This is a genomic window from Paenibacillus tengchongensis (genome assembly GCF_008973665.1).
In the GTDB taxonomy this organism is placed as follows: Bacteria; Bacillota; Bacilli; order Paenibacillales; family Paenibacillaceae; genus Paenibacillus_AQ; species Paenibacillus_AQ tengchongensis.
Window position 1 is genome coordinate 87,357 of the sequence record NZ_WACP01000004.1, and the last position, 26,564, is coordinate 113,920.

Below are 26,564 nucleotides of genomic sequence, written 5' to 3' on the forward strand. Positions count from 1 at the left end.
TAAGGGAGGTGCAGCCGTTTTTTTTGACATATAGGGCTTAGGCAACGGCTTCATTGACGGAGCTGCCGATTTGCGGCATTATAAAGAGAGTGTAATTAATCCATGGGAGATGAGCGAATGCTGTCGACAGAACAAATATTGGACGCGATGTCGGGGCAGGGACTGCGCATCACCGATCAGCGCAAGACGCTTGCCAAGCTATTCGGCGAGAATACGGGCTATTTGTCGGCGAAGGATGTCTATGATCACATGGGCCGCAAATACAGCGGTCTCAGCTTCGATACCGTCTACCGCAATCTGCGGGTCATGGAAGAGCTGGGTGTGCTGGAGCAGGTGGTGTTCGAGGACGGCGTCAAGTTCAAAGCCAGCTGCAGCGAGGATCATCACCATCATCATATGATCTGCCTGCAATGTATGAAGACATACCCGATCCATTTCTGTCCGATGAATCTGACGGATACACCGGACGAATTCCGGGTCGTGAAGCATAAATTTGAGGTGTTCGGCTATTGTAAGGAATGTGAGCAGAGCCGCGAAGATGAAGGCGCCCTGGCGGTGCCGGGCAAGGAAGGCCGCTGATCATGGCCGACCTGCGCAGAACGGTGCAAGCCCCGATCCGTGTATACCGCAAGTTTATTTCTCCGCTGAAGCCGGCTACATGCCGCTTCTATCCGACCTGCTCGGCTTATGCGCTGGAGGCGATCGAGGTTCACGGTCCGCTGAAGGGCTCGCTGCTGGCTGCAAGACGGATTGCGAGGTGCCACCCTTTTCATCTGGGCGGTCTCGATCCGGTGCCTCCGAAGGAGGACTGGCGCGGCGGGGCGGCCCGCCGGACTTGACATGGCGGCCGGCGATTGGTTATATTTTGGGTATTAGCTTGGCCATAGTTAGAATTCCAAAGAACGGATAAGTAAATCTTGATAACCATAACAGAGAGCCGGGCCTTCGCTGAGAGCCGGTATGGATTACGGGATTGAAGATGGTCCGGGAGGAACCGTATTCGAGCGGATAGGATCCTGGCATCCTTGCGTAAGTCTGCGGCGTGTTCCAGCGTTAATGGACAGTTCCCTTGCGGAACTGGCGAAGCCTGCGCTCTGTGAGGAGCCGGGGAACTTTGGGTGGTATCGCGTGAGTCAACCTCTCGCCCCATATGGGGCGAGAGGTTTTTTGCGTTTCATTAGCCGAGAAGACCAATTTGAAGGGAAGATCTCTAATTATGAGCGACAACAAAACATTTTACCTGACAACCCCGATTTATTATCCCAGCGATAAGCTGCATATCGGCCATGCGTATTCGACGGTGGCCGGCGATGCGATGGCCCGCTACAAGCGGCTGCGCGGCTATGAGGTGCGCTACTTGACCGGTACAGACGAGCACGGCCAGAAGATCGAGCGCAAGGCGGCCGATGCCGGCAAGACTCCGCAGCAGTTCGTCGACGATATCGTCGTCGGCATTAAGGAGCTGTGGCGCAAGCTGGACATCTCGAACGATGACTTCATCCGCACAACCGAAGAGCGCCATAAGAAAGTGGTACAGGAAATCTTCGACCGTCTGCTGAAGCAGGGCGACATCTACAAGGGTGAATACGAAGGCTGGTACAGCATTCCGGATGAGACTTTTTACACGGAAACGCAGCTGGTGGATGTAGAACGCGACGCCAACGGTGCTGTGACCGGCGGCAAGAGCCCCGACAGCGGCCACCCCGTCGAGCTGGTCAAGGAAGCCAGCTATTTCTTCCGGATGAGCAAGTATGCCGACCGGCTGCTGAAGTTCTATGAGGAGAATCCGGAATTTATTTTGCCGGAATCGCGTAAGAACGAGATGATCAATAACTTCATCAAGCCCGGCCTTGAGGACCTGGCCGTATCCCGTACGACCTTCGACTGGGGCGTAAAGGTCAAGGGCGATGAGAAGCATGTCGTATACGTCTGGATCGATGCGCTGACCAACTATATCACCGCTCTGGGCTACGGATCGGAAGACAGCAGCCTGTACGACAAATTCTGGCCTGCCGATGTGCATATCGTCGGCAAGGAGATTGTACGGTTCCATACGATTTACTGGCCGATCATCCTGATGGCTCTCGATCTGCCGCTGCCGAAGAAGGTATTCGCCCACGGCTGGCTGCTGATGAAGGACGGCAAAATGTCCAAATCCAAGGGCAATGTCGTGGACCCGGTGACGCTGATCGACCGTTACGGCCTTGATGCCCTGCGCTACTACCTGCTACGCGAGGTGCCTTTTGGTTCGGACGGCACGTTCACGCCGGAGAGCTTCGTGGACCGGATCAACTATGACCTGGCCAATGACCTCGGCAACCTGCTGAACCGCACGGTAGCCATGGTGGATAAATATTTCGGCGGCGTGCTGCCGGCTTACGAAGGCAAAGTGACCGCGTTCGACGGCGAGCTGGAAACGGCCGTGCAGAATACTTATGCCAAGGTGGAAGAAGCGATGGAGAAGATGGAATTCTCCGTAGCTCTGACCGCCATCGGTGCGTTCATCAGCCGGACCAACAAATATATCGACGAGACTCAGCCTTGGGTGCTGGCGAAGGATGAAGCCAAGACCGGCGAGCTGGCCTCTGTGATGCGCCACCTGGTAGAGTGCCTGCGCACCGCTTCGATCCTGCTGCAGCCGTTCCTGACGGAAGCGCCGGCGAAGATTTGGGCGCAGCTCGGCATCGTCTCCGGTGAACTGACGGCCTGGGACAGCGGCCGCAGCTTCGGCCTGATCCCGGCCGGCACGCAGCTGGTGAAGGGCGATCCGATCTTCCCACGGCTCGACGTGCCGGTGGAAGTGGCCTACATCGCCGAAGCGATGGGCGGCGGAAAGGCCGCAGCCGCGCCGGCGCCCGAGGCGGCGGGGGCTTCTGCTCCGGCAGCCGAAGAGGCGGAGGAGCATAAAGAAGAAATCGGCATCGACGATTTCGCCAAGGCCGAGCTGCGCGTGGCCCAGGTCATCGCCGCCGAGCCGGTGAAGAAGGCGGATAAGCTGCTGAAGCTGCAGCTGGATCTGGGGTATGAGCAGCGCCAGGTCGTTTCCGGCATCGCCAAGTTCTATACGCCCGAGGAGCTGGTGGGGCGCAAGGTGATCTGCATTGTCAACCTGAAGCCGGTCAAGCTGCGCGGCGAGCTGTCGCAGGGCATGATCCTGGCCGCCTCCAAGGGCGACCAGCTCAGCATTGCGACCGTGCCGGACAGCATGCCTAACGGTGCGATTGTGAAATAAGAATCAGCTTTGAAAGTCGCTGCGGCTGTGGCCCGGCGGCAGATAGCTCCAAAGGGAATGCCCGCCGCCGGGTAACGGTGCGGGCGTTCTTTTTGATATCGATGGAAAAGATTGAAGGGCCGCCGTACCCCGGTTTGCAGAGGCCCGGTGAAAAAAAGTTACCTCCTATGGTTGACTTATCGTAACGATTACTATTATACTACTCATTGTAAAAATTACGATTTAAGGGGTCGGTGGCAAAATGTTTTTTAGTCGTTTTCGTAAATCCATAATGCTCGGAGTATCTATACTTACAATAATGGCGCTTGCGGCCTGCGGGCCTAAGAGCAGCGGAAGCATCGTCGAAGGCAAAGTGAACGTAGTGACTACTTTCTACCCGATATATGAATTTGCTGCCGAAATCGGCGGGGAAGATGCCAATGTCATCAATCTGCTGCCGGTCGGCGTAGAGCCGCATGACTGGACGCCGCGCAGCCAGGATATCGTCAATACCTCCAAAGCGCAGCTGTTCCTGTACAACGGTGCGGGATTGGAGGGCTGGGTGCCCAATTTCCTCAAGAGCCTGAATTCGGACAGCCAGGTGGAAGCAGTGGAGGTCAGCACCGGGATCGATCTGATTCTGACCACCGAGGATGACGGGCATAACCACGGCGCTTCCGGGGAACACAGTGAAGAAGAGCATGCAGCGGCTGAACATGCACATGAGGATGAGCACGCGGCAGACGAGCACGCGACAGATGAACATGCAGCAGATGAACATGCAGCAGATGAGCACACGACAGATGAACATGCTGCAGATGAACATACAGAGGAAGCCGACAGCCTGCATACCGACCCCCACACCTGGGTGAGCCCGAAGTCGGCGCTGATCATGGCGGAGAACATTAAGAACAGCCTGCAGAAGGCCGATCCGGATCATAAAGACGGCTATGAAGAGCGTTACAATGCGCTGGCAGAGCGGCTTGAGGCGCTGGATGCGAAGTTTACCGCCGAGCTGGGCAAGCTGCCGAACAAGGAAATCGTTGTATCGCATCAGGCCTTTGGGTATCTGGCACGTGATTATGGCCTGGCACAGCATGCCATTATGGGGCTGTCCCCCGATGCCGAGCCGCGCGGGCAGGATCTGCTGGAGCTGGCCGAGCTGGTGAAGGAAGAGGGCATCCGCTATATTTTCTTCGAGGAGCTGGTATCCGACAAGCTGGCCAAGACCTTGGCCGATGAAGCGGGAGTATCCACTATGGTGCTGAACCCGGTGGAAGGGCTGACCGAGGACCAGGAGAAGAACGGCGACAACTATTTCACTCTGATGGAGAAAAATTTGCAAAATCTGATTCTGGCTTTACAATAAAGAGGACAGTATAGAGGAAAGTTAAAGTGAAAGGCGGTACTTACAATGCAATCGGTATCCCTGGACTGCCATCAGCATATGATCGAAATACAGGACCTGTCCTTCGCCTACGGGGAGCAGAAGGTGATCTCCGGGCTGAATTATACGGTAAAAGAGCGCGATTTCCTTGGCATCATCGGTTCCAACGGCGCCGGCAAAACGACGCTGCTCAAGATGATTGTCGGCCTTTTGCCGCCCACCGGCGGCGACATCAAGCTCTTCGGCGAGTCGGTCCGCAAATTCAAGGATTGGGAACGGATCGGATATGTGCCGCAGAAGAACGCTTTTAATCCGCTCTTCCCCGCTACGGTGCGGGAGGTCGTGTTGTCCGGGCTGTACAACAACAAGAACCTGATCCGCCGCGTCTCGAAGGCCCAGCAGCGCCAGTGCGAGGATGCGCTGGAAGTGATGCGGATTCAGGACATCGCGGGCAAGAGAGTCGGCCAGCTCTCCGGCGGCCAGCAGCAGCGCGTCTTCCTGGCGCGGGCGCTGATCAATCATCCGGACCTGCTGATTCTGGACGAACCTACGGTCGGCATTGACGCCGAGACGCAGTCCAGCTTCTTCGAGCTTATCTTTCATATGCACGCCCATCATCACATGACGTTCCTGATGGTGTCGCATGACATTGATATGATCAAGAACTACCTCGGCCATGAGCCGGTGCAGCGGAGCGGCAAAATCAATTTCTACTGCCGCCATTCGCATGAAGCCCAGGATTGCGTGGAAGAGAATCTGCAGCATACGCTGGTCTAATTATCGCGTCGCATCGCCCCGGGACATTCTGCCGGCGGCATGCGGCGTGTAATTTTGTACAAGTATAGCGTTTGCTGGTTCACCGTTTATAATATCGTAAAGTTGATCGATAACTGTATTCTGTACAATTAAACTATGGTGCGTTGCTTAGAAATGAAGAATAAATGTATTCTATACACTTATTAATGAACAGGCCACTCTTTTTGGGATGAATTCTCAATTATACGTGTACGAAATGCAACTAAGCTCCGTTTTGGCTGTATTAGGAGCTTTTTAGTTGTACAAAATGCAGTAATTAATAAGCGCGCACTATCAAGTGGCCAAATGTCTTCGGTAATGGGAAGTCATTCATCAATGCTTTCTCTAATGCGCTCCTTAATACATTCTTTAATTCATACCTAAGTTAATCCACAGTCAAGCTTGTCCCGCATGGGACGGAAGCGGTCCTTCTACATAGTCGCTAAACCCCGGGTCCCGCTGCTCCCACGCCAACTGTACTTAGCGGGTGTCGGAGAGGGCGGCAGCCCTTGGGGCCATCCCTTTCCAAGGGAGGGTTTGGGAGGGATTGAAACAGTAAAGGAGATACTATCTTGGAAATTATATTCAGTGATTTTTTTCAGCGGGCGCTGGCAGGCGGGCTGATGATCGGCATTACGGCGCCGCTCATAGGCGTCTTTCTGGTGCTGCGGCGTCTGTCCATGATCGGCGATACGCTGGCCCATGTGACTATTGCCGGGGTGGCGCTCGGCTTTTTGACCGGTTTTTATCCGCTGGGGGCCGGTCTGATCTTTGCAGTGCTGGCTTCGTTCGCCATCGAGAAGCTGCGCAAAGCGTACAAAACCTATGCCGAGCTCTCCATCGCCATCATTATGTCGGGCGGCGTGGCGCTGGCCTCGCTGTTTTTTACTTTGGGAAAAGGGTACAACGCCGATGTCATGAGCTACCTGTTCGGCAGCATCTACACGCTCAATAACACGGACTTAATCGTAGTAGGCATTGTAACGGTTGCTGTAGTGGTGATTATATCGCTCTTCTTTAAAGAATTTTTCCTGCTCAGCTTTGAAGAGGACGCAGCCAGTGTCAGCGGTCTGCCGGTCAAGCTGCTGAATATGCTGATTACGGTGCTTACAGCCCTTGTCATCAGCACGGCGATCAAAATCGTCGGCTCACTGCTGGTTTCGGCGCTCCTGACCATTCCGGTCGCTATCAGCCTGCTGCTGTCGCGCAGCTTCAAGACGTCGGTGATCCTGTCGGTTATTATCGCGGAGATCGCCGTGGTGGCGGGACTTGTAGTGGCGGGCGTATGGAATCTGGCACCGGGGGCAACGATTGTGCTGCTGCTGATCGCTCTCCTGGTTCTGACGTTAATCGGCAAAAAGGGGCTGCCTACCTGAGGCGACTGTGAAACAAGCCGTAAGGTTGGGGAGTGGCGAAACTTCATTCATAGAAAAAGCATCCAGCAGCATATATCTTGTACTAGACAGGATAATCAGATGGTTTGACCGCTGCCGCCATTCTGTACGAGCGATTTGACTTTTCGCAAAAGGAGTGCTGCCGCTTATGGCCGGATTGAATGCCGGGATCGCTTTTGCCGCCGGGGTGGCGTCGTTCATCTCGCCCTGCTGCCTGCCGCTGTATCCGTCTTATCTTTCTTATATTACCGGCTTGTCTGTGCAGCAGCTGCGCAGCGGCAGGAACAGCAAAGAGGTCCGTTTCCGGACCTTTTCGCATACGCTGGCTTTTATTTTGGGTTTCTCGGCGGTGTTCTATACGCTGGGGTTCGGTGCCGGACTGCTTGGCGAGCTGTTTCACGGTCAGCGGGAGCTGATCCGGCAGCTGTCGGCGCTGCTGATCATCGCTATGGGACTGGTATTGCTTGGCATATTGCGGCCGCAATTTCTGATGCGTGAACGCAAGCTGCAATGGAGTTGGCGTCCTGCCGGATATATCGGCTCATTCCTGCTGGGGATCGGCTTCTCGGCAGGTTGGTCGCCGTGCATCGGGCCGATCCTGACCGCCATCATCGCGCTGTCCGTCAGCGACCACGACACATGGTTTACCTTGATTACAGCCTACAGCGCAGGATTTGCGCTGCCGTTCTTCGGCCTGGCCTTCTTCATCGGCGGAAGCCGCCGCATCCTCAAATACTCCGGTGCGCTGATGAAGCTGGGCGGTGCGCTGATGATCGGCATGGGTATCCTGCTGTTCACGGGTCAAATGTTCCGCATCACCGTCTGGCTGCAGGGCCTTACGCCCGAGTGGCTGACGATTTAACTTTGTGGGGCTTGATATCGATGGGGGGAATTATGTGAAGTAATCAATTCCCGCCTCCGGAAAATGCTCAAAGATCCGCTCTGTGATGAACTCGCGCAGGGCGGTTTGCTGTTCATCCGGGTAGACGTATTTGTTCTGGCCCCAGCGGCCCCATTTTTTCTTGCGCTTCTCGATATCCATCTCCAGCTTGCTTTTGGGATACCGCTTCTCGATAACGGCCTTGGCCGTCTTGGTGAAGCGGTGCTGGATCATCTCGAAGGTCAGTCCGGCGCCGGTGGTCGGCGGCAGCGCTGCCTTGAGCTTGGCGAGCAGCTCGGCATAGCCCTGCTCCCAGCCGTCGTGCCAGATGATCGGCGCAATGATGAAGCCGAGCGGATAGCCGGCCCGCGCGACTTTGCCGGCGGCCTCGATGCGCTCCTCGAAGCGGGCGGTGGCAGGCTCGAAATTCTTGATGACATAGTCGGCATTGATGCTGAAGCGGATTCGCGTGTGCCCGTTATGCTTCAGCTCAAGCAGCGGCTCGACATGCTGGTATTTGGTTACGAACCGCAGCCGCCCCAGCGGCTCGCCGGCCATGAACGTAATCAGTTCGGCCAAAGAGCCGGTGATATGCTCCAGTCCCAGCGGATCGGAGGTACAGGCTGCCTCGAAGGTGGTAATCTCCGGCGAGCGCTCTTCGATATATTTTTTCGCTGCGGCAATAACATCGTCTGTGTTCACATATACGCGGATATAAGGCTTAGCACCCAGTGTAGTCTGCAAATAACAATAATGGCAGTGTCCCATACAGCCGGTGGCAATCGGAATCGCATAATCGGCGGAAGGCTTCGACTGGTCGAAAGTGAGCGTCTTGCGGAGGCCGACAACCAGGGTGCGTTTGGCGATTTTGTACTGCTCCAGCTCTGTCTCACCGGGCAGGCCGGTAATCCGGTTGTGCGAGGTGGTCATGCGATACTCAATGTTATGCGCTTTGACCCATTCCATAATCCTCTGGCCTTTCGGGTAATTCAGGGCATCCGGCTCAAAATAGACCAGCTCAGGAATGAAAAGGGCGGTGGGTTTGGGCTGCTTTTTAACCCTGGGCCGCTCGGGCGCCGCGATTGTCATGGACTCACACTCCTTGCTGTGGAATACCTTTATTGTGCCGGAAACATGCCTTCCGAAACCGTGGTAATCATCGTTAATGCCCGGATTAGGGCGAAGTGGACTTGCCAAGGGGCGCCGGAAACATGTATCATTGGTAGAGCAAGGTTGGCCCCCGTGCCATGCTCATTATAGAAAAGAGGTAAAAAGGAATGCCAACACCCAGCATGGAGGATTATTTGGAGCGCATATACAAACTGATCGACGAGAAAGGCTATGCGCGGGTCTCGGATATCGCCGAGGGACTGGAAGTCCACCCCTCCTCTGTGACCAAAATGATCCAAAAACTGGATAAGGACGAATATCTCATCTATGAGAAATATCGTGGGCTTGTCCTGACTAGCAAAGGCAAGAAAGTGGGAAAACGCCTCGTTGACCGTCATCAGCTGCTGGAGGAGTTTCTGAGCCTGATCGGAGTGCAGCAGGAGCATATTTATAAGGATGTTGAGGGAATCGAGCATCACCTGAGCTGGGATTCCATTACGCGGATCGAAACGCTTGTGGAGTATTTCCGCCGGGATGAAGCCCGTGTCCAGACCTTATACGATATTCACCAAGAACTGGCCAATGAATCCTAGAGGCTGTTTTTTTGTGCGGTTTACCGCAACCTTTCCAGTTTTTTAACGTCAAACGGTTATCGGCCTGAAGGGTAGGCTTCCGTTTGAGAAGACAACCGGCCTTCTCTCCTTGATGTCAAGGGGAAGAGGGCCGTTTCTTATTTAATGGCTTTTCCGGCCATTATCCACTACTTTAAATGCTTGGGGAGGAATCATGAATTATTGTAAAAAAGGTCTGCTCCTGCTGCTCGGCCTGCTGCTCTGCCTGCCGCTCTGGAGTCCCGGCGCCGGCGCTGCGGCGGCCGCCATTACCATCGAACTGGATGGTAGGGCGCTCAGCAGCGATGTCCCGCCGTTTATTACGGCTTCAAACGTAACGATGGTGCCGGTTTCGGTGGTAAGCCAAGGTCTCGGGGCCCAGGTGACCTGGGAGCAGAGCAGCAAGACGGCAACGATCAGTAAGGACGGGAACGTCATCAAGCTCACCAGCGGCCAAAAGACGGCTTCCGTCAATAATGCTTCAGTCAGCTTGGACACTTCGGTACAGATCAAGCAGGGACGGGTCATGGTCCCGCTCCGCTTCGTCAGTGAGCAGCTCGGCCTTCAGGTCGTGTGGAACCAGGCGGCCAAGCATATCGCGCTCTATACGCAGGCGGAGGTAGGCGGGCCGGGTACGCCAACGGTCCCTACAGTGCCTGAGGTGACAGAGCCGGCTACGCCAACCGTTCCGACGGTGCCCAGTGTGCCCGGCACCAGCACCGGCAAAGCGATGAAAGGCGCGTGGATCTCCACCGTCTATAATCTCGACTGGCCGTCGGCGGCCTCGGCGGGCAATGCCGCCAAGCAGAAGGCCGAGTTCGACAGCCTGCTGGACAAGCTGGAGGCCACGGGGTTTAATGCCGTGTTCGTCCAGGTGCGTCCGGCAGGCGATGCCCTGTATTCCTCGCAACTGGTTCCCTGGTCCAAGGTGCTGACCGGGACGCAGGGCAAGGACCCTGGATACGACCCGCTGGCCTATATGGTCAGTGCCGCACATCAGCGGGGGATGCAAATCCATGCCTGGTTCAATCCGTTCCGGGCGACGACGGAGACATCGGTGACAGGGATCGCCTCGCTGGCCGGCAACTCGGTGGTGAAGCTGCATCCCGAATGGATTGTTACAGCAGACGGCAAAAAATATATTAATCCGGGCGTTCCGGAAGCCAGGCAGCATATCATCGACACTGTCATGGAGGTTGTCAGGGGCTATGATATCGACGGCGTGCATCTCGACGACTATTTCTATCCTTCCGGCGTTACGTTTGCCGATGATGCGGCTTATAAAACCTACAATTCAAAGGGAATCGCGAATAAAGCCGACTGGCGGCGGGATAACATCAACGAATTCATTCAGTCTCTCGGCCAAGAAGTCCATACCTTGAAGCCCGCCGTTTCCTTCGGGGTCAGCCCGTTCGGGGTATGGCGCAATATCAAGAAGGATAGCACCGGATCGGATACGAGTGCGGGCGTTACGGCTTACGACGATATGTATGCCGACACCCGCACATGGATCCGCAGCGGCTGGATCGACTATATCGCCCCGCAGGTGTACTGGAGTCTCTCTTTCAGCGCCGCCCGCTACGACAAGCTGGTGGACTGGTGGGTTGACGAAGTGAAGAACACCAATGTGAAGCTGTACATCGGCCTCGCTTCCTATAAAGTCGGCGACAGCAAAGAGAAAGCCGAGTGGCAGAGCGGCGAGCAGATTATCAATCAGCTGAAATACAATGACCAGTATGAAGAAGTCACCGGCAGCATAATGTTCCGGGCCAACGATATTGTGGTGCGCAATCCGTTTGGCCTGGCAAGCTTACTGACCTTTTACTTTAAATCCTGATTGTCATGAAAGCTCCCCAGTGCACATAGATAAGCAATAGGTCTATGCACGGGGGAGTTTTGCCGATATGGAAATCAATGCAGTCTTTGAAGGCGGAGGGGTCAAAGGAGTTGCGCTGGCGGGAGCAGTAGAAGCGTCGGAGCGGGCTGGGGTAACGTTCAACCGGGTCGCCGGCACATCCTCCGGCTCGATCATCGCTTCCTTCCTGGCCGCCGGCTACGACGGGGAAACGATGAGCCAGGTCATCAAGCAGACTTCATTTACGTCATTTCTGAAACGCGGCGGCATCTTTCGCACAGCCCTGATCGGACCGGCGCTGCGGGTATTGATGAAGAAGGGTCTGTATTCGGGGGAAGCGCTGGAGAATTGGGTCAGATGCATCCTGCGGAGCAAGGGGATTGCCACCTTCAATGATCTGCCTAAAGGCAAGCTGTCGATTATAGCTTCCGATATTACGAACGGACGGATTGTCGTGCTGCCCGATGGTCTGGCCGATTACGGCATCGCTCCCGGAAGCTTTGAGGTAGCCAGAGCGGTACGGATGAGCTGCAGCATCCCGTTCTTCTTCGACCCTGTAATGCTGCGCCTCAGCGGCCCGGCCGCTGCGGGCAGGATATTTACAGAGCAATTTGTGTATCTGGTGGATGGCGGGATGCTCAGCAACTTCCCGCTGTGGCTGTTTGACGAGAAGGAGAACGGCTTCCCGAATCCCGCACACCGGACGCCCACGGTCGGCTACCAGCTGATCGGCAAGACCGATCCGGAGCCGCACCGGATTACGGGACCGATCAGCATGCTGCAGGCCATGGTCGGCACCATGCTGTCAGCGCACGATGAGCGTTATATCGAGACGGAGAAGTTCGTGCGCACCGTCAAAATCCCGACCCTCGGCATCTCCACCACACAGTTTCATCTCTCCGAGGCGAAGAGCGATGAGCTCTATGCCGCAGGGTACCTGGCCGGAGAGGAATTCTTCCGGACCTGGCGTCCGCCGAATACAAGCTCCATCAAGTGAAGTGGATACCGTATGACCTACAGCAAATTAAAAAGGCACCGCCTGCGGCATTAATGCCGGCGGTGCCTTGTACTGTAAAGTCAGTGATATTTCGGCAGCTGATCGTCGTCGTTCTTGCCTTTGCTGCCTTCGATGACCTGAAACGGATAGCTCTTGCGTTTGGGAGGGGCTGGCTGGCCCTTGCGGGCAGAAGCCACCTTGGCCATCGTTTTCTGTGAGGGCTTTACTTTGATTTTCTTGCCGCCCGGCCCGCGTACACGGCTTCTTGGAGCGATCCGGTAAGCATAAAAGATAACCCCCGCAATCAGCAGGGCCGGAAGCAGCAGCCAAAGCACTCCTCCCCAGTCACCCTTAATAATAAGACTAACCACTCCTAGGGCCGCTAAAACGATGATCGTCCAAAAAATCAAAGCCTGCCTTTTCATCGCACACTCATCCTTTCGCAGGATCCAATATGCCGCCGGCAGCGCCGGCTTCCGCATATCCTCTCGCTTCGATTGCGGCGTCAAGCTCCCGCATCCGGTTAAAGGAAGCAATCGAGACTTCCACCATTTCGTCTTTCGGTTCCTTGGTGGTCAGCAGTTGCAGCCACAGCCCCGGATACCCGAGATACTTGAGGCCGGGAACTTCGCGCACCGCGTTGGTGCCTTTGAGCACTTCAAAGGATACGGCAATTACGACCGGCAACAGCACCAGGCGCTGGACCACACGCTCCACCATATTATCCCATGGTACGAGGGAATAAATGATTACGCCCAGAATAATCGTCAGCATCATGAAGCTGCTGCCGCAGCGGTAATGCAGACGGCTGTACTTCTGAACATTCGCTACTGTCAGCTCTTCACCGGCTTCAAAAGCGCTGATGACCTTGTGCTCGGCCCCGTGGTACTGAAAGAGCCGCTTAATGACCGGCGTCTGGGAGATTGCCCACAGATAGATGAGCAGCAGGATGAGCTTGATGCCGCCTTCTACCAGATTATGCAGGATATAGCCGTCAAAGGCTTCTCCAAATAAGAAATCTTCTACAAATACCGGTACTAGCGTGAAAATAACTTTGCCGAACAGGAAGGAGAGAATCCCCATCACGGCTACGCCGAAAATCATGCCCAGGCTCCAGCCTTCCTCTTTCTGCTTGGCCTTCTCCTGCTGCTTGGCATATTCCTCGGGCTCCGTTTCATCCTCAGCATACGATTCGGCCGAATAATTGAGATGCTTCGAGCCTTTGGCGCTGGAATCTATAAGACTCACAATGCCGCGAAGCAGTGGAATTCTGCGCAGCTTAAGCACCCAGCTCTTATCGCTTCTCGGCACCTCCAAAAACGTAATTTCCTGGTTCTTTCTTCGCACGGCTGTTACATTGACATGCTTGCCGCCGAACATAACGCCTTCGATTACGGCTTGCCCGCCGTAACTGGGAGTTTCCTGGGACAACCAATTCACCTTCCCGTGTAATGAATTTATTAATGATAGAACTATTGTAACGAATTTATGCCCACATTGCTAGTTGGATCGGCTTTTCCTGCGCATACTAACCGCATCCGAGCGGGAAGGCCCGCCAATCAGGCAGGAAAGGAAGAACAAAACATATGAGCAAACGTAACAAGCAAGGAAAGAAACAGACCAACCCCTGGTTTTTTGCCATGGAGCTAGGTTTTTTTGCGGGAGCGATCTGGGGGCTTATCCGCTGGCTGCTCTACTGGCTGCGGTTCACCAAGGTTCCGCCGGGATTTCTGGGTGAGCCCTTTTTCCGCCATGACTTTCTGGTGACCGCACCCGGCCATCTTGCGGGGTATCTCCTCTTTATTGCCTTCTCTATGATTGCGGCAATGATCTATGTCCTGCTATTTCGCAAGCTCCGTGGCCCATGGCCGGGCATGCTCTACGGAATCCTGTGGTGGTCGGCCCTGTTCCTGGGAGGTGCACGGACTTTTTTGATGATGCCGCCCTTTCGGCTTCCCTGGAATACGGTGACGACCGAATTTTGCATTTTTCTCCTCTGGGGAATGTTTATCGGCTACACCGCTGCCATCGAATTTACGGATGAACGGGACCGGGAGCAGAAGACAAAGCTTGCATAAACGCCCGAAAAAACTTCTCAAGGGCATGACCCTATGTTAAAATACAATGTGGCTATTTCGAGAGGAGAAATGAACATGGGCAACAAGCGAATCTCCAAGCTGCGCACGGTTTTGCAGGAGCAGGGCTTGGACGCGATGCTGATTACCAGCGGCATCAACCGCCGCTACTTGAGCGGCTTCACCGGATCGTCCGGTTATGTGCTGGTTACCGGAGACGAGAGCTATCTGCTGACCGACTTCCGATATATGACCCAGGCGCCTCAGCAGGCCAAAGGCCTCAAGGTGGTGGAGCATGCCGCCAAATTCATTGACAGCGTCCGAGAACTGCTGCCGGTGAGCAGCAATCTGCGCATCGGCTTCGAGCAGGATGATGTAACGTTCAGCGCTTATACGGCTTATGCGGAAGCGCTCCAGCCGGCGGTGCTGGTTCCGGTCTCCAAGGCTGTGGAGAACATCCGTATGTTCAAGGATGAGGAAGAGCTCGCGGTAATGCAGCGGGCAGCCGATCTGGCGGACAAGACCTTCAGACATATTCTGAACGTGGTCAAGCCGGGGATGACCGAGCGCGATGTGGATCTGGAAATGGAGTTCTTCATGCGCTCGCATGGGGCGACTGCCTCCTCCTTCGATACCATCGTCGCTTCCGGCGAACGCTCGGCGATGCCCCATGGCGTAGCCAGCGACCGGGTGATCCAGGGCAACGAGCTGATTACTTTCGACTTCGGCGCTTTGCTGGACGGGTACTGTTCCGACCTCACCCGCACGATTGCTGTAGGCACGCCTGATCCGAAGCTGAAGGAAATTTATGATATTGTGCTGGAAGCCCAGCTGCATGCGCTGGCCAATATCAAGCCGGGAATGACCGGACGTGAATGCGATGCGCTGACGCGCGATATCATTACGCGGTACGGCTACGGCGAATACTTCGGACACAGCACAGGGCATGGCCTTGGCATGGAGGTCCATGAGTGGCCGCGCCTGTCCAAGCTCAGTGACGATGTGATGAAGCCGGGGATGGTTGTTACTGTAGAACCGGGAATTTATCTGGCTGGACTGGGCGGCGTGCGGATTGAAGACGATATCGTCATCACCGAAACCGGCATTCAGCTGTTGACCCATTCGTCAAAGGATTATCTCATTTTGTAAATCTTGCATAACAGGAAAAATAATGAAACCTGGAGGGATTTGTAGTGATTTCAGTTAACGATTTTAAAACAGGCTTGACCGTAGAGGTGGACGGCGATATCTTCACCGTTCTGGAATTCCAGCATGTGAAGCCGGGTAAAGGCGCGGCATTCGTCCGCTCCAAGCTGAAGAACCTGCGCAACGGCAACACCGTTGAGCGTACCTTCCGCGCCGGTGAAACCATCGGCCGTGCCATGATCGAGAACCGCGGCGTACAGTACCTGTATGCAAGCGGCACCGAGCATGTATTCATGGACAACGAAACCTATGACCAGTTCGAGCTGTCCGAGAAGCAGCTGGAATGGGAGCTGAACTTCCTGAAAGAGAACATGACGGTTAACATCGTCAGCTATCAGGGCGAAATTCTCGGCATTAACCTGCCGACCAGCGTTGAGCTGAAGGTAACGGAAACCGAACCGGGCGTTAAAGGAAACACCGCTCAAGGTGCGACAAAATCCGCTACCCTGGAAACCGGTCATACCGTTCAGGTTCCGCTGTTCATCAACGAAGGCGACGTGCTCCTGATCGACACCCGCGAAGGAAAGTATATTTCCCGCGCTTAGTCTGTACACGGACAAGCCCCCGTCAATTTTGGCGGGGGCTTTTTTTGCTTGAATATTAGTAGAATTCGGCTTCTGGAAGGGGTATAGCTAATCTGCGACATCTGTCAGCAGATATTTCCGCTTATCAGCAGGATTTAAGGATTTCCTGTCTGTTTGTTTATTATATACCGCGTGGGGGTATGTAATGATGAAGCTAAGACACCCGAGAGGAGACTGATGCAAAATGTCGCATGAACAGTATGAAGCCTGTATCAAGGCTTGCCATGAGTGTATGGTTGCCTGCAATCATTGCTATGCCGCCTGTCTGAAGGAGCCACATCTGGAAATGATGAAGGAATGCATTCGGCTCGACCGGGAATGCGCGGATCTTTGTGAATTCGCCGCAGCCAGCATGTCGCAGGGAGCGGACTATGCGAAGCAGCTTTGCGTGCTGTGCGCCGAAGCCTGCGAGGCCTGCGGCAATGAGTGCAGCAAGCATGAAGCGGAGCATTGCCGGCGCTGCGCGGAGGCTTGCTTCGCCTGCGCGGAGGCTTGCCGGATGATGGCAGCGTAACCCTGTGCGGAGAAATTTCTCCGCTGGGCGAACGGCGGCCGGCAGCAGCGGATATGGAGGGCGTCCAAAGTCTGCTGTGTCCGCATAATTAACTTTTTGCGGCTGCGGCCGCTTTTTTTTGTTGAAAATTATTAACGCAATATGTGATTTTCGTATTATACTGTGTTAAAGCGGGAAACCAAATAACAGCTACTACATAGAGCGAAATAGGGAGTGAACTGGACGTTGTCACTTTATGTTATGAAATTCGGCGGAAGCTCCGTCGGCGACATTGAACGCATGCAGCGTGTGGCGAAGCGTATTGCAGACAAGCAAGACGAAGGACACCGCTGTGTGGTGGTGGTATCGGCCATGGGCGATACTACGGATGACTTGATCGATCAGGCGAAGCTGCTGAATGCACAGCCGCCCGCCCGTGAAATGGATATGCTGATGACGACGGGCGAACAGATTTCCGTAGCGCTGCTCTCGATCGCGCTGCACGGCATCGGCCGCGAAGCCGTATCGTATACAGGCTGGCAGGCCGGCTTCCGCACGGATGAGACGCACGGCCGTGCCCGGATCAACGAGATTGTGCCGCGGCGTGTGCTGGAATCGCTGGAACGCGGGCAGATCGTCATCGTTGCCGGGTTCCAGGGCATGACCCTCAGCGGTGAGATTACGACGCTGGGACGAGGCGGCTCTGATACGACAGCCGTGGCCCTGGCTGCCGCAATCAAAGCTGATGTCTGCGAAATCTACACCGATGTGGACGGAATATACTCCACCGATCCGCGCATCGTGAAGAATGCGCGCAAGCTGAAGGAAATTTCCTACGATGAGATGCTGGAGCTGGCCAACCTCGGGGCGGCGGTACTGCATCCGCGTGCGGTGGAATATGCCAAGCAATATCAGGTGAAGCTGGTCGTACGATCGAGCTTTAATTATAACGAAGGTACTGTGGTGAAGGAGGAAGCAAGCATGGAGCAGGGAGTTGTCGTCAGCGGAATCGCGTATGACAAGAATGTGGCGCGGATCAGTATTTTGGGAGTACCTGATATACCGGGTGTACTCGCCCAGGTGTTCGGCAAGCTGGCCGGAGAAGGAGTGGACGTCGATATTATCGTGCAGAGCGGTGTACAGAACGGCACAGCGGACTTCTCGTTTACAGTAGCGCTGGGCGAACTGGACCGGGCGAAGGCGGTTATCGATAGTCTGCACAGCGAGCTGCCTTACCGCGAAGTAACCTCGGAGGACAATCTGGTTAAGGTATCCATCGTCGGTGCGGGCATGGTCAGCCATCCGGGTGTCGCAGCCAAGATGTTCGATGTAATCTCCCGGGAAGGCGTTAGCATCAAGATGGTCAGCACCTCCGAGATCAAGGTTTCCTGTGTGGTGGAAGCCGGAAACCTGCAGCAGATTATCCAGGCGCTGCATACCGCCTACGATCTGGATACCGAGGAGCAGGCATATGTCGGTGGTCCGCAGGACCGCCGGTAACAGCATACAAGAAGAAGCAGGGATGTTTCGCAGCGGAAAGCTGCGGAGCATCCCTATTTTTGTGGCGATGTAACCTTGCTACATGGCTTAAAGGTATAGCGGACCACCGTTGGATTGTGTTCGATTTTTCGCATACAATGGGCTCGTTTGCCATTGCGGCAGCGCAATGTATACGATTTTTCGCATACAATTGGCTCGTTTGCCTTCGCGGCGGCACAATGTGTTTGATTTTTCGCATACAATTGGCCCGTTTGCCTTCGCGGCGGCGCAATGTGTTCGATTTTTCGCATACAATGGGCTCGTTTGGCCTCGCCGTAGCGCAATGTATTCGATTTTTCGAATACAATTGGCTCGTTTGCCTTCGCGGCAGCGCAATGTATTCGATTTTTCGAATACAATGAGCCCGTTTGCCATTGTGGCAGCGCAATGTATTCGATTTTTCGCATACAATTGGCTCGATTGCATTTGTGGCAGCGCAATGTATTCGATTTTTCGCATATAATTGGCTCATTTGCCATTGCGGCAGCGCAATGTATACGATTTTTCGCATACAATTGGCTCGTTTGCCTTCGCGGCGGCACAATGTGTTCGATTTTTCGCATACAATTGGCCCGTTTGCCTTCGCGGCAGCGCAATGTGTTCGATTTTTCGAATACAATGAGCCCGTTTGCCATTGTGGCAGAGCAATGTATTCGATTTTTCGCATACAATAGGCTCGGGTGCCTTCGCCGTAGCGCAATGTGTTCGATTTTTCGCATACATATGGCTCGTTTGCCTTCACGTATACAACAACAGTCCGGTTAACCCACCACGTGGATCACCGGACTGTTTGTTGTTCTAACGATTATGTCAGCCGCTTGAAGCGGCCGAGTATTTCCACCGTCTCCAGCACGTTCACGAAGGCTTTCGGATCGGTCTCGAGAATGGTCTTGCGCAGCTCGGCCAGCTCGTAGCGGGTGGTGACGGTCATCAGCATGGTATTGCCTTCATGGCTGTAGCCGCCTTCCGCATTGACCACGGTGACGCCGTGAGGGAGAAGGTTGAGTCGGCAGAGCATCTTGTCGCGCTCCTTGGTGACAATGAAGCAGGTCAGCTTAACATGGCGGATATGAATTAGATTGATCACTCTGCTCTTGACGAAGATACACAGCATGGCGTACAGGGCGGAGTCCCAGCTCTTGAAGAAGCCGAGGCTCAGTATGACCAAGCCGTCCATCACAAACAGTACGGTGCCCATTGGGATGTCTCTTTTGCGCGTAATGATGGAGCCCAGAATGTCGAAGCCGCCGGAGGAGCCGCCTGCGCGCAGCGAGAAGCCTACGCCCCCTGCGATGATCACACCGCCGAAGATGCTCGCCAGGATCGGGTCCTGGGTCAGCTTCACTAGCGGGATTACGTTAAGAAACCAGGTGGTCGAGAGGACAGAGAGCATACTGAGACAGATATATTTTTTACCGACGGCGATGAAGCCCCAGATCAGGATCGGCAAATTAATGGCAAAATAAAAGATAGAGATATACTTCGGACTCGTCAAATACCCGAGAATTGAAGCTGTACCGGCCACACCGCCGCTGAGCAGCTGATGCGGAATCAGAAACAGCCGCAGCCCGGCCGCCACCAGAAACGCCGAGAAAATAATAGTGGCGACATCCCGCGCCTGCTTGGCTGCCCCCCGTGTGCTGAGCGGTGCAACGACATTGCGAACTTGCATGATAATAATCCCCTTTTTCCCCGATGTCTTTTCCCCGTGACCATGTACCATGATCTCCATGACCACCAAGAAGCTTTATCCAACATAGGTTGAATTAGTGTAACCATCCACTGGCCCGTCTATTTGAGCCAGCCGTTTCGTTAACTGTGCAAAAATTATTTTATCATACTGATGATATTTTTTTATATAGGGTTACACTATGATTTCTTTCACAATTTTACGGTACGGAAGGCCTATTTCAGAAGACTGCGGAGGCTGACGGGAAGTCTGCTGCTGTACCTGCGGGAATTTCACTATTTTGGCCCCCTTCCGGCCGGATTTGCTTGTCTAATCTGCGTTGCTTACGCATATCCATGGATTACAAGCCGTACCGCGATGCTGGAAGTCTATGCGCAGGGCGGCCCATTCAATAGACAGGTAAAAGGAGTTGAGCAGACGTGGACAAGTATGTGGGCTGGATGGCGGCGCTCCGGCTGTTGTCCGGCAGTGTGGAGATTGCGGCGGCGCTTCTGATGCTGCGGCTGAATCAGGTAGACAAAGCGCTTGCGGTCAATTCCGGCCTCGCCCTGGTCGGACCGAGCATTCTGATTCTGACGACGGCGGTAGGGCTGACGGGAATGGCTTCGCAGCTGTCCTGGGGCAAGCTGGGCTGGATTTTCTGCGGGGTCGCCTTTCTCTTAATCGGAATTCTCAAAAAATGATAGATGATAGTCATAAAGCGGGCGTACAAGCATAAATATGTAAACAAGACACGATAAAGAGGACAACTTGGGGGTAATCCGTATGGTCAATGAATGGCTTCTCTTGTTTCCCGAAACGATAAGGGCGCTGCTGAAAGTCCTCCCGGCGGCGCTCCTTGACAAGGTCGAAGAGATCCGGGTCCGCGAGGGGCGTCCGCTGGAAATCAACTATGCCGGCAGATTTCACTTTATCTCCGGCAGAGGCGGTCTGACCCTCAGTGCGGCTGAAGCGTACAAGCCGGGCCGTGAGGATACACACCGGCTGCTCGACCTGATCAGTAATCATTCGCTTTACACGATGGAGGAGGAGCTGCGCAAGGGCTTCATCACCATCCCCGGCGGGCACCGCATCGGCCTCTCCGGCCGCGCGGTGCTCAGCGGGGGGCATGTCGAACATTTGCGCGACATCACCGGCTTCAATGTCCGGATCGCCCGTGAAGTGCCGGGCGTCGCGGACGGTATACTGCCTTACCTGGTGGACCGGGGCCGGCAGCGGATCATGCACACGCTGATCCTCTCGCCGCCCCAGCAGGGCAAGACGACGCTGCTGCGCGATCTGGCCCGGCAGATCTCGGCAGGCGGCATTGCTGGGCGCGAAGGCGGCCGCCCTGCGCTGAAGGTCGGCATCGTCGACGAGCGCTCCGAGATCGCCGGCAGCCGCCGCGGCGTCCCCGCCTTCGACGTGGGGCCGCGCACCGACATCCTCGACGGCTGTCCGAAGGCCGAGGGGATGATGATGATGATCCGCTCGCTGTCGCCCGATGTGCTGATCGCTGATGAGATCGGCCGGCCGGAGGATGCGTCGGCCGTGACCGAGGCACTGCATGCCGGGATCTCGGTCGTCGCGTCGGCGCATGGCAAAGAAGTGACCGAGCTGGCCCGCCGGCCGGGCCTCGGCGGACTGGTGGAGCAGCGGATGTTCGAGCGCTATGTTATCCTCCACCGGGCCGAAGCGGGGCTCAGCTTCCGCATTCTAGACGGACAGAAGCGCGGGCTGCTTCTGGTATCTCCGGGCGAGCGGGCCCTGGGTGATCCCCATGCTTAAGCTGTTCGGAGCGGCGGTCGTCATCCTGGCCGGAACGTTGGCCGGATTCCTCCGCGCCGCCCAGTATGCCGACCGGCCACGGCATATCCGGGGGCTGATTGCAGCGCTGCAGCGGCTGGAAACCGAGATCAAATACGGCTATACCCCGCTCCCGGAAGCGCTCCGGCGGATCGGGGAGCAGTCCAAGGAGCCGCTGAGGGCCCTGTTTATGACGGCGGCCCGGGAGATGAGCCCGCCGCTCGACAAGACGCCCGAGGCCGCCTTCGCCAAGGCGATGGACGACCACTGGAAGGCGGCCTCGCTCAAAGCGGCGGAGCGGGAGGTCATCCGGCAGCTCAGCTGCACGCTCGGGACGAGCGACCGGATGGACCAGGGCAACCATATCGGGCTGGCCCTTCAGCAGCTGAAGCAGGAGGAGGCCGCGGCCAGAGAGGATCAGGGCAAATATGAGAAGATGAGCAAAAGCCTGGGTCTGCTGCTTGGAGCATTGATCGTCATACTGATCTTTTAGCGAGGTGCCAGGAATGAATATTGAAGTCAACGCGATCTTCCAAATCGCCGGCATCGGCATAATTATCGCCATGATCCATACCGTCCTGAAGCAGATGGGCAAGGAGGATATCGCCCACTGGGTGACCATCGTCGGCTTTATCATCGTGCTGTTTATGGTGATCCGGATGCTGGACGGACTGCTGCAGGAAATCAAAACGATCTTTCTATTTAATTAGGCTGCGTTATGGAAATTATTCAAGTGGTAGGAATCGGACTCTTGTCGACGGTGCTGATTCTGGTGCTGAAGGAACAAAAGCCGGTGTTCGCCTTTCTGCTGACGACGGCGGCCGGCATCCTGATCTTTCTGTTCCTGCTCGGCAAAATCGGCACCATCATGGGGAGTCTCGAACGGGTCGCGGAATCGTCGGGCATGGACATGATTTATATCAAAACCGTCTTCAAAATTATCGGCATCTCTTATATTGCAGAGTTCGGCGCGCAAATTGTGCGCGACGCGGGCCAGGATTCTATCGCCTCCAAGATTGAACTGGCCGGCAAGGTGCTGATTATGGTGCTGGCGGTGCCGATCATCAGCATTATTATCGAAACGGTCATGAAGCTGCTGCCGGCATAAGCGGGTGACAGGCTGGACAGCCGGCGGAGAGGAGCAGCAGGATGAAGGCGCACAGAGGATGGAGACCCCTAAACATCAGAATATTGCTCAGTCTCCTGCTCTCATGCTTCATCTTCTGGGGAGCCGATGCCTTTACGGCGGACGCTGCCCCGCAAGATACGGACAACCGTGCCTCGCCGGTGGACGGATGGGTGAAGCAGCAGGTGCAGCAGCTGCCGAAGGACAAGGTGGAGGCGTACTGGGATCAGCTGATGAGGGAATACGGCGGTTTTTTTCCGGACGGGAAGACGCCGTCGCTGATGGATATGCTGCTGCCGGGCGAGGATGGCCTGAGCCTGAAGAGTGTGCTCTCCGGACTCCTGACCTTCATGTGGCATGAGGTGCTGTACAACGGCAAGCTGCTGGTTACCATCGTGATGATCAGCGTGCTCAGCATGATTCTGGAGACGGTGCAGAGCGCTTTTGAACGCAAAAATGTCAGTAAAATCGCCTACATGCTCTGCTACATGGTCGTGCTGGTTCTCGCCGTCAACAGCTTCAATATCGCCATCGGGTACGCTAAGGACGCTATCGACCGGATGGGAGACTTCATGCTGGCTATGATTCCGCTGCTGTTCGCGCTGCTGGCCTCAATGGGAAATATCGTCACCGTCTCCGTGACCCATCCATTGATCGTCTTTATGATCCATACGGTGAGCACGCTGATCCATACGCTGGTGTTTCCGTTGCTGTTCTTCTCGGCGGTGCTGCATCTGGTGAGCGCGATCTCCGTGAAATACAAGCTGACACAGCTCGCCAACCTGCTGCGCAATGTGGGGGCCGGGGTGCTCGGCGTACTGCTGACAGTGTTCCTCGGGGTCATTTCCGTCAGGGGCATTACCAGCTCGGTAACGGACGGCGTCACGCTCCGCGCAGCCAAGTACATTACAGGGAATTTCGTACCGGTCATCGGCAAAATGTTCGCGGATGCCACGGACACTGTCATCTCGGCATCGCTCCTGGTGAAGAACGCCATCGGGCTCTCGGGGGTCATTATCATTTTGTTCCTCTGCGCGTTTCCGGCGATCAAAATTCTGTGTCTCGCGCTGATCTACAACGTGGCCGCCGCCGTGATGCAGCCGCTGGGGGATACGCCGATTGTCTCCTGCCTGCAGACCATCGGGAAGAGCATGATGTACGTGTTTGCGGCGCTGGCAGCGGTATCGCTGATGTTCTTCCTGGCGGTGACGATCATGCTGACTGCCGGCAATCTGACCGTCATGATGAGGTAAGGCGATGAACATAAGGCTGCGGGGGGGAGGGAGAACATGGCTTGGCTTAGCGATTGGCTGCGCGAGCTGATACTGGTTGTGCTGATGGCGGCATTCGTGGAAATGCTGCTGCCGGGCAAGTCGATGGAGCGGTACGCCAGGCTGGTGCTCAGCCTGCTCGTCCTCCTGACCATGCTCAGCCCGGTCATCTCGCTGCTGAAAGGGGATGCCTCCTCGGAGCTGAACCTTGCCATGGAGCAGACGCAGCAGGGAGGCTTCTGGAGCAGCGGCGGCGATGAAGGGGATTCGCTGCAGGAGATTCTGAGGCAGGGCCAGCTGCTGGCCGCCGGCACCCGCGAAGAGAGCCTGAAGCTGGCCGCCGGGGAAGTGGCAGGCCAAATGCAGGAGCAAATCACGGCCGCCACCGGCGTCCGGGGGGTGAATGTAACTGTGGCCCTGGAAGTGAACCACGGCTCCGGCGGCGGTGACGTGCCGGTGATTTCGCGGGTTGCGGTCACGCTGCCCGGGGCGGACGGTACATCAGCGGTTCAACCGGAGGAAGCGGCTATAGGGGAGGCCGAGGCTGCTGCCGAGGAGATCCGTATCGAGCCGGTAAAGCCGGTGCAAATCCAGATCGGCGAGGCGGAAGCTGCGGAAGCGGAAGTGAGGGAAGATGGCGCCGGCGGGAACGGGGGCGCTGCAGATACAGCCGCGGAAGAACAGGCGGAATCCATCATTCAACTGCTGTCGCAGAACTGGAATGTGGAACGCGGCAGGATAGAGGTCAAGAACATCGGCAGCGGCGCTGAAAAAAGCTGACCGAAAAGGGGGTTAACGATGTGGGCAAGTGGCTGAAGAAGCTGGAGCAATGGGCGGGCGGCGGAGCCGGCAACCCGAGGCGCAGCCAGACCTTCCGCTGGCTGATTATTCTGGGGCTGCTCGGCGTGGCGATTATGCTGTTCAACTCCTTCGTCAATGTGAAGAAGCTTGACAGCGAGAACACAGGGCGGGAGCCGCCTGTCAGCGAAAGCTCGCAGGGTGTAATGCAGCAGGGCGAGCTGCCGGCCGCCTCCGACGCTTTCGAGAGCATTGAACTGGCGCTGGAAAGCCGCACCAAAGAAATTCTGGAGAAGATTGTCGGTGTAGGTACAGTTGACATTATGGTCACGGTGGAATCGACAGAAGAGATCGTGGTTACCCGCAACATGAACGATTCGCAGCAGCAAAGCGAGGAAACGGACGCCAGCGGAGGCAAGCGGCATACGACGCAGTATACGCGGGACGGCGAAATCGTCACCTACAGCCAGTCCGGCGATGAAACGCCGATCATTACGAAGCGGATCAAGCCGCAGGTGCGCGGGGTACTTGTCGTCGCCAAAGGCGCGGAGAACAAGGTTGTCCGGGGATTGATCGAGGAAGCCGTGGAGAAAGGGCTCAACGTGCCGGGCTACAAAATATCTGTGGTGCCGCGCAAGCAGGAATAGGCTTTGGATACCGGCAGTAAGCAGACGCATAAATGATACAGCTTGACGCTTATGGCGAACTTATTATTAGGAGGAATAAAGAATGAAGGGCAAAAGACAAACAATCTGGTTGGTTTCCATGCTCAGCTTGATGGTGGTGCTCTCCGCATACTATTTATTCACCGAGGATTCCGGCGGCTCGCTGCCGCAGGAAACGGCCGGCACGGTTCAGGTCGGCGGCGGCGCGGGCAGCGGTGCGGACTCTCAGACCGCGCTTGACAGCGGCCTGGTCATCAATGAAGTGGAAACCGGCGATGCCGCAGCCGACCTTGCCGGCAACACGGCTAACGTTGATACCGCCGCCGTAACCGGTGACTCCGGCGCTGCAGAAGATACGGCAGCGGTGGACGGCGAAGACAGCTCTGCGGCAGCTGTGAGCGAGGACGCTGCCGCAAGCGACGCTGCCGCAAGCGAGACTGCCGCAAGCGACACCGCCGCAGCCGGCGATGCCGCCAAGGATACCGCTGCGCAGCCTACCGGCCAGGACAAAGCGGCGCAGGATACCGCCGCTGCCGGTGATAAAGAAGCGAATGCCGCTTCCACAGCTGCAGAGTCCTCGAAGAGCGACGGCGAAATTCTCCAGGAAGTCGCTTCGCAGAGCATATCCGCCAGCGCGCTGTTCGATGATTACCTGCTGGACCGGGAGCAGAAGAACCTGAAGAATTACAACGACCTTATGGCCCAGATCAACGATATGGATAAGACACCCGCCCAGAATGCAGTCGCCCAGGAGCAGCTCAACCAGCTGGAGGAAAAAGAATCCAAGATCAACGGCATCGAAGAACAGCTCCAGCAAAAATACGGCCAGGCCATCGTCAAGGAAGAAGCGGGAGATTCCTACACCGTTGTGGTGCTGAGCGACAAGCTCGACGTGAAGCAGGCCGTAGGCATCGTGGATCTGGTGATGAAGGAACTGAGCGTTTCGCAGAACAAGATTAAAGTACAGTATGTTTCGGAACAATAGGCTGTACAAAAAATGGAATAAAACCGCGAAAAGGCTCGGGTTCTCCCGGGCCCTTTCCATTTCTATCGTTTGTGATATAATACATAAAGTTAATTGGTAAGACAAGA

Annotated in this window: 28 protein-coding genes; 24 read left to right on the forward strand and 4 right to left on the reverse strand. The window is 55.7% G+C overall.

Translation table 11 applies throughout. The annotated features are described in order from the left end of the window. The first annotated feature begins 117 nt into the window (after positions 1–117). The 7 genes from F1381_RS08045 to F1381_RS08075 all read left to right on the forward strand — a co-directional run bounded on the left by F1381_RS08045 (position 118) and on the right by F1381_RS08075 (position 7,649). Positions 118–579 (forward strand): Fur family transcriptional regulator, encoded by a 462-nt coding sequence (locus tag F1381_RS08045; protein WP_151734319.1) that lies wholly within the window; start codon positions 118–120, stop codon positions 577–579. 2 nt (positions 580–581) lie between these two features. Then, entirely contained in the window at positions 582–839 is a 258-nt protein-coding gene (yidD, locus tag F1381_RS08050) for a membrane protein insertion efficiency factor YidD (protein ID WP_151734320.1), read from the forward strand. Positions 840–1,216: 377 nt separating this feature from the next. Then, the gene (gene metG, locus F1381_RS08055; protein ID WP_151734321.1) at positions 1,217–3,232 is read left to right on the forward strand and encodes a methionine--tRNA ligase; all 2,016 of its coding nucleotides are present in this window, start codon (positions 1,217–1,219) and stop codon (positions 3,230–3,232) included. 241 nt (positions 3,233–3,473) lie between these two features. Beyond that, positions 3,474–4,580 carry a metal ABC transporter solute-binding protein, Zn/Mn family gene (locus F1381_RS08060; protein WP_151734322.1) on the forward strand — a complete coding sequence of 369 codons (1,107 nt, stop codon included), beginning with the start codon at positions 3,474–3,476 and terminating at the stop codon, positions 4,578–4,580. A gap of 45 nt (positions 4,581–4,625) precedes the next feature. Then, positions 4,626–5,375 carry a metal ABC transporter ATP-binding protein gene (locus F1381_RS08065; RefSeq protein WP_151734323.1) on the forward strand — a complete coding sequence of 250 codons (750 nt, stop codon included), beginning with the start codon at positions 4,626–4,628 and terminating at the stop codon, positions 5,373–5,375. 590 nt (positions 5,376–5,965) lie between these two features. Beyond that, entirely contained in the window at positions 5,966–6,769 is an 804-nt protein-coding gene (locus F1381_RS08070; RefSeq protein ID WP_151734324.1) for a metal ABC transporter permease, read from the forward strand. 166 nt (positions 6,770–6,935) lie between these two features. Beyond that, a complete protein-coding gene (locus F1381_RS08075; protein ID WP_151734325.1) occupies positions 6,936–7,649 on the forward strand; it encodes a cytochrome c biogenesis CcdA family protein in 714 nt (237 codons plus the stop codon). Positions 7,650–7,679: 30 nt separating this feature from the next. Here F1381_RS08075 and splB read toward each other — a convergent pair whose 3' ends face one another. Next, entirely contained in the window at positions 7,680–8,756 is a 1,077-nt protein-coding gene (gene splB, locus F1381_RS08080) for a spore photoproduct lyase (protein ID WP_151734326.1), read from the reverse strand. A gap of 188 nt (positions 8,757–8,944) precedes the next feature. Here splB and mntR point away from each other — a divergent pair, with 188 nt between their 5' ends. From mntR to F1381_RS08095, 3 genes are all read left to right on the forward strand, one after another. Next, positions 8,945–9,370 (forward strand): transcriptional regulator MntR, encoded by a 426-nt coding sequence (mntR, locus tag F1381_RS08085; protein ID WP_150270716.1) that lies wholly within the window; start codon positions 8,945–8,947, stop codon positions 9,368–9,370. 193 nt (positions 9,371–9,563) lie between these two features. Continuing rightward, complete coding sequence (locus F1381_RS08090; protein ID WP_151734327.1) at positions 9,564–11,225, forward strand: family 10 glycosylhydrolase; 1,662 nt, start codon at positions 9,564–9,566, stop codon at positions 11,223–11,225. A gap of 67 nt (positions 11,226–11,292) precedes the next feature. Beyond that, a complete protein-coding gene (locus tag F1381_RS08095; RefSeq protein WP_151734328.1) occupies positions 11,293–12,240 on the forward strand; it encodes a patatin-like phospholipase family protein in 948 nt (315 codons plus the stop codon). An 80-nt stretch (positions 12,241–12,320) separates the two neighbouring features. Here the strand turns inward: F1381_RS08095 and F1381_RS08100 are convergent, their stop codons facing one another. After that, positions 12,321–12,611: a hypothetical protein gene (locus F1381_RS08100; RefSeq protein ID WP_425495255.1), complete on the reverse strand. Its 291-nt coding sequence runs from the start codon at positions 12,609–12,611 to the stop codon at positions 12,321–12,323. Positions 12,612–12,672: 61 nt separating this feature from the next. Beyond that, positions 12,673–13,620 carry a DUF1385 domain-containing protein gene (locus F1381_RS08105; protein ID WP_151734630.1) on the reverse strand — a complete coding sequence of 316 codons (948 nt, stop codon included), beginning with the start codon at positions 13,618–13,620 and terminating at the stop codon, positions 12,673–12,675. A gap of 206 nt (positions 13,621–13,826) precedes the next feature. Between F1381_RS08105 and F1381_RS08110 the strand changes: the two genes are divergently transcribed. From F1381_RS08110 to F1381_RS08130, 5 genes are all read left to right on the forward strand, one after another. Continuing rightward, a complete protein-coding gene (locus F1381_RS08110; protein WP_151734330.1) occupies positions 13,827–14,318 on the forward strand; it encodes a YqhR family membrane protein in 492 nt (163 codons plus the stop codon). A gap of 75 nt (positions 14,319–14,393) precedes the next feature. Beyond that, positions 14,394–15,464, forward strand: coding sequence for a M24 family metallopeptidase (locus F1381_RS08115; protein ID WP_151734331.1), 1,071 nt, complete (start codon positions 14,394–14,396; stop codon positions 15,462–15,464). Between the two features lie 44 nt (positions 15,465–15,508). Continuing rightward, entirely contained in the window at positions 15,509–16,066 is a 558-nt protein-coding gene (gene efp / locus F1381_RS08120) for an elongation factor P (protein ID WP_151734332.1), read from the forward strand. A gap of 223 nt (positions 16,067–16,289) precedes the next feature. Then, positions 16,290–16,619, forward strand: coding sequence for a four-helix bundle copper-binding protein (locus tag F1381_RS08125; RefSeq protein ID WP_151734333.1), 330 nt, complete (start codon positions 16,290–16,292; stop codon positions 16,617–16,619). A 225-nt stretch (positions 16,620–16,844) separates the two neighbouring features. Next, positions 16,845–18,098: an aspartate kinase gene (locus F1381_RS08130; protein ID WP_151734334.1), complete on the forward strand. Its 1,254-nt coding sequence runs from the start codon at positions 16,845–16,847 to the stop codon at positions 18,096–18,098. A gap of 844 nt (positions 18,099–18,942) precedes the next feature. Here the strand turns inward: F1381_RS08130 and F1381_RS08135 are convergent. Further along, positions 18,943–19,809 carry a YitT family protein gene (locus F1381_RS08135; protein ID WP_151734335.1) on the reverse strand — a complete coding sequence of 289 codons (867 nt, stop codon included), beginning with the start codon at positions 19,807–19,809 and terminating at the stop codon, positions 18,943–18,945. Between the two features lie 437 nt (positions 19,810–20,246). On the opposite strand from F1381_RS08135, the gene F1381_RS08140 reads away from it, so the two are divergent. The 9 genes from F1381_RS08140 to F1381_RS08180 all read left to right on the forward strand — a co-directional run bounded on the left by F1381_RS08140 (position 20,247) and on the right by F1381_RS08180 (position 26,457). Then, positions 20,247–20,510: a YqhV family protein gene (locus F1381_RS08140; protein ID WP_425495256.1), complete on the forward strand. Its 264-nt coding sequence runs from the start codon at positions 20,247–20,249 to the stop codon at positions 20,508–20,510. An 82-nt stretch (positions 20,511–20,592) separates the two neighbouring features. Then, positions 20,593–21,594 (forward strand): stage III sporulation protein AA, encoded by a 1,002-nt coding sequence (spoIIIAA, locus tag F1381_RS08145; protein WP_151734336.1) that lies wholly within the window; start codon positions 20,593–20,595, stop codon positions 21,592–21,594. Continuing rightward, the gene (gene spoIIIAB / locus F1381_RS08150) at positions 21,587–22,105 is read left to right on the forward strand and encodes a stage III sporulation protein SpoIIIAB (protein WP_151734337.1); all 519 of its coding nucleotides are present in this window, start codon (positions 21,587–21,589) and stop codon (positions 22,103–22,105) included. The genes spoIIIAA and spoIIIAB overlap by 8 nt, the downstream gene beginning before the upstream one ends. Positions 22,106–22,118: 13 nt before the next feature. After that, positions 22,119–22,322, forward strand: coding sequence for a stage III sporulation protein AC (spoIIIAC, locus tag F1381_RS08155; protein WP_150270743.1), 204 nt, complete (start codon positions 22,119–22,121; stop codon positions 22,320–22,322). 8 nt (positions 22,323–22,330) lie between these two features. Further along, positions 22,331–22,720 (forward strand): stage III sporulation protein AD, encoded by a 390-nt coding sequence (spoIIIAD, locus tag F1381_RS08160; RefSeq protein WP_151734338.1) that lies wholly within the window; start codon positions 22,331–22,333, stop codon positions 22,718–22,720. A 41-nt stretch (positions 22,721–22,761) separates the two neighbouring features. Further along, the gene (gene spoIIIAE, locus F1381_RS08165) at positions 22,762–23,991 is read left to right on the forward strand and encodes a stage III sporulation protein AE (RefSeq protein ID WP_151734339.1); all 1,230 of its coding nucleotides are present in this window, start codon (positions 22,762–22,764) and stop codon (positions 23,989–23,991) included. 36 nt (positions 23,992–24,027) lie between these two features. Continuing rightward, positions 24,028–24,789 carry a stage III sporulation protein AF gene (spoIIIAF, locus tag F1381_RS08170; RefSeq protein ID WP_151734340.1) on the forward strand — a complete coding sequence of 254 codons (762 nt, stop codon included), beginning with the start codon at positions 24,028–24,030 and terminating at the stop codon, positions 24,787–24,789. A gap of 20 nt (positions 24,790–24,809) precedes the next feature. Continuing rightward, on the forward strand, positions 24,810–25,454 hold the full coding sequence (spoIIIAG, locus tag F1381_RS08175; RefSeq protein ID WP_151734341.1) for a stage III sporulation protein AG: 645 nt from the start codon (positions 24,810–24,812) through the stop codon (positions 25,452–25,454). A gap of 82 nt (positions 25,455–25,536) precedes the next feature. After that, positions 25,537–26,457, forward strand: coding sequence for a SpoIIIAH-like family protein (locus F1381_RS08180; RefSeq protein WP_151734342.1), 921 nt, complete (start codon positions 25,537–25,539; stop codon positions 26,455–26,457). Positions 26,458–26,564: the final 107 nt, after the last annotated feature.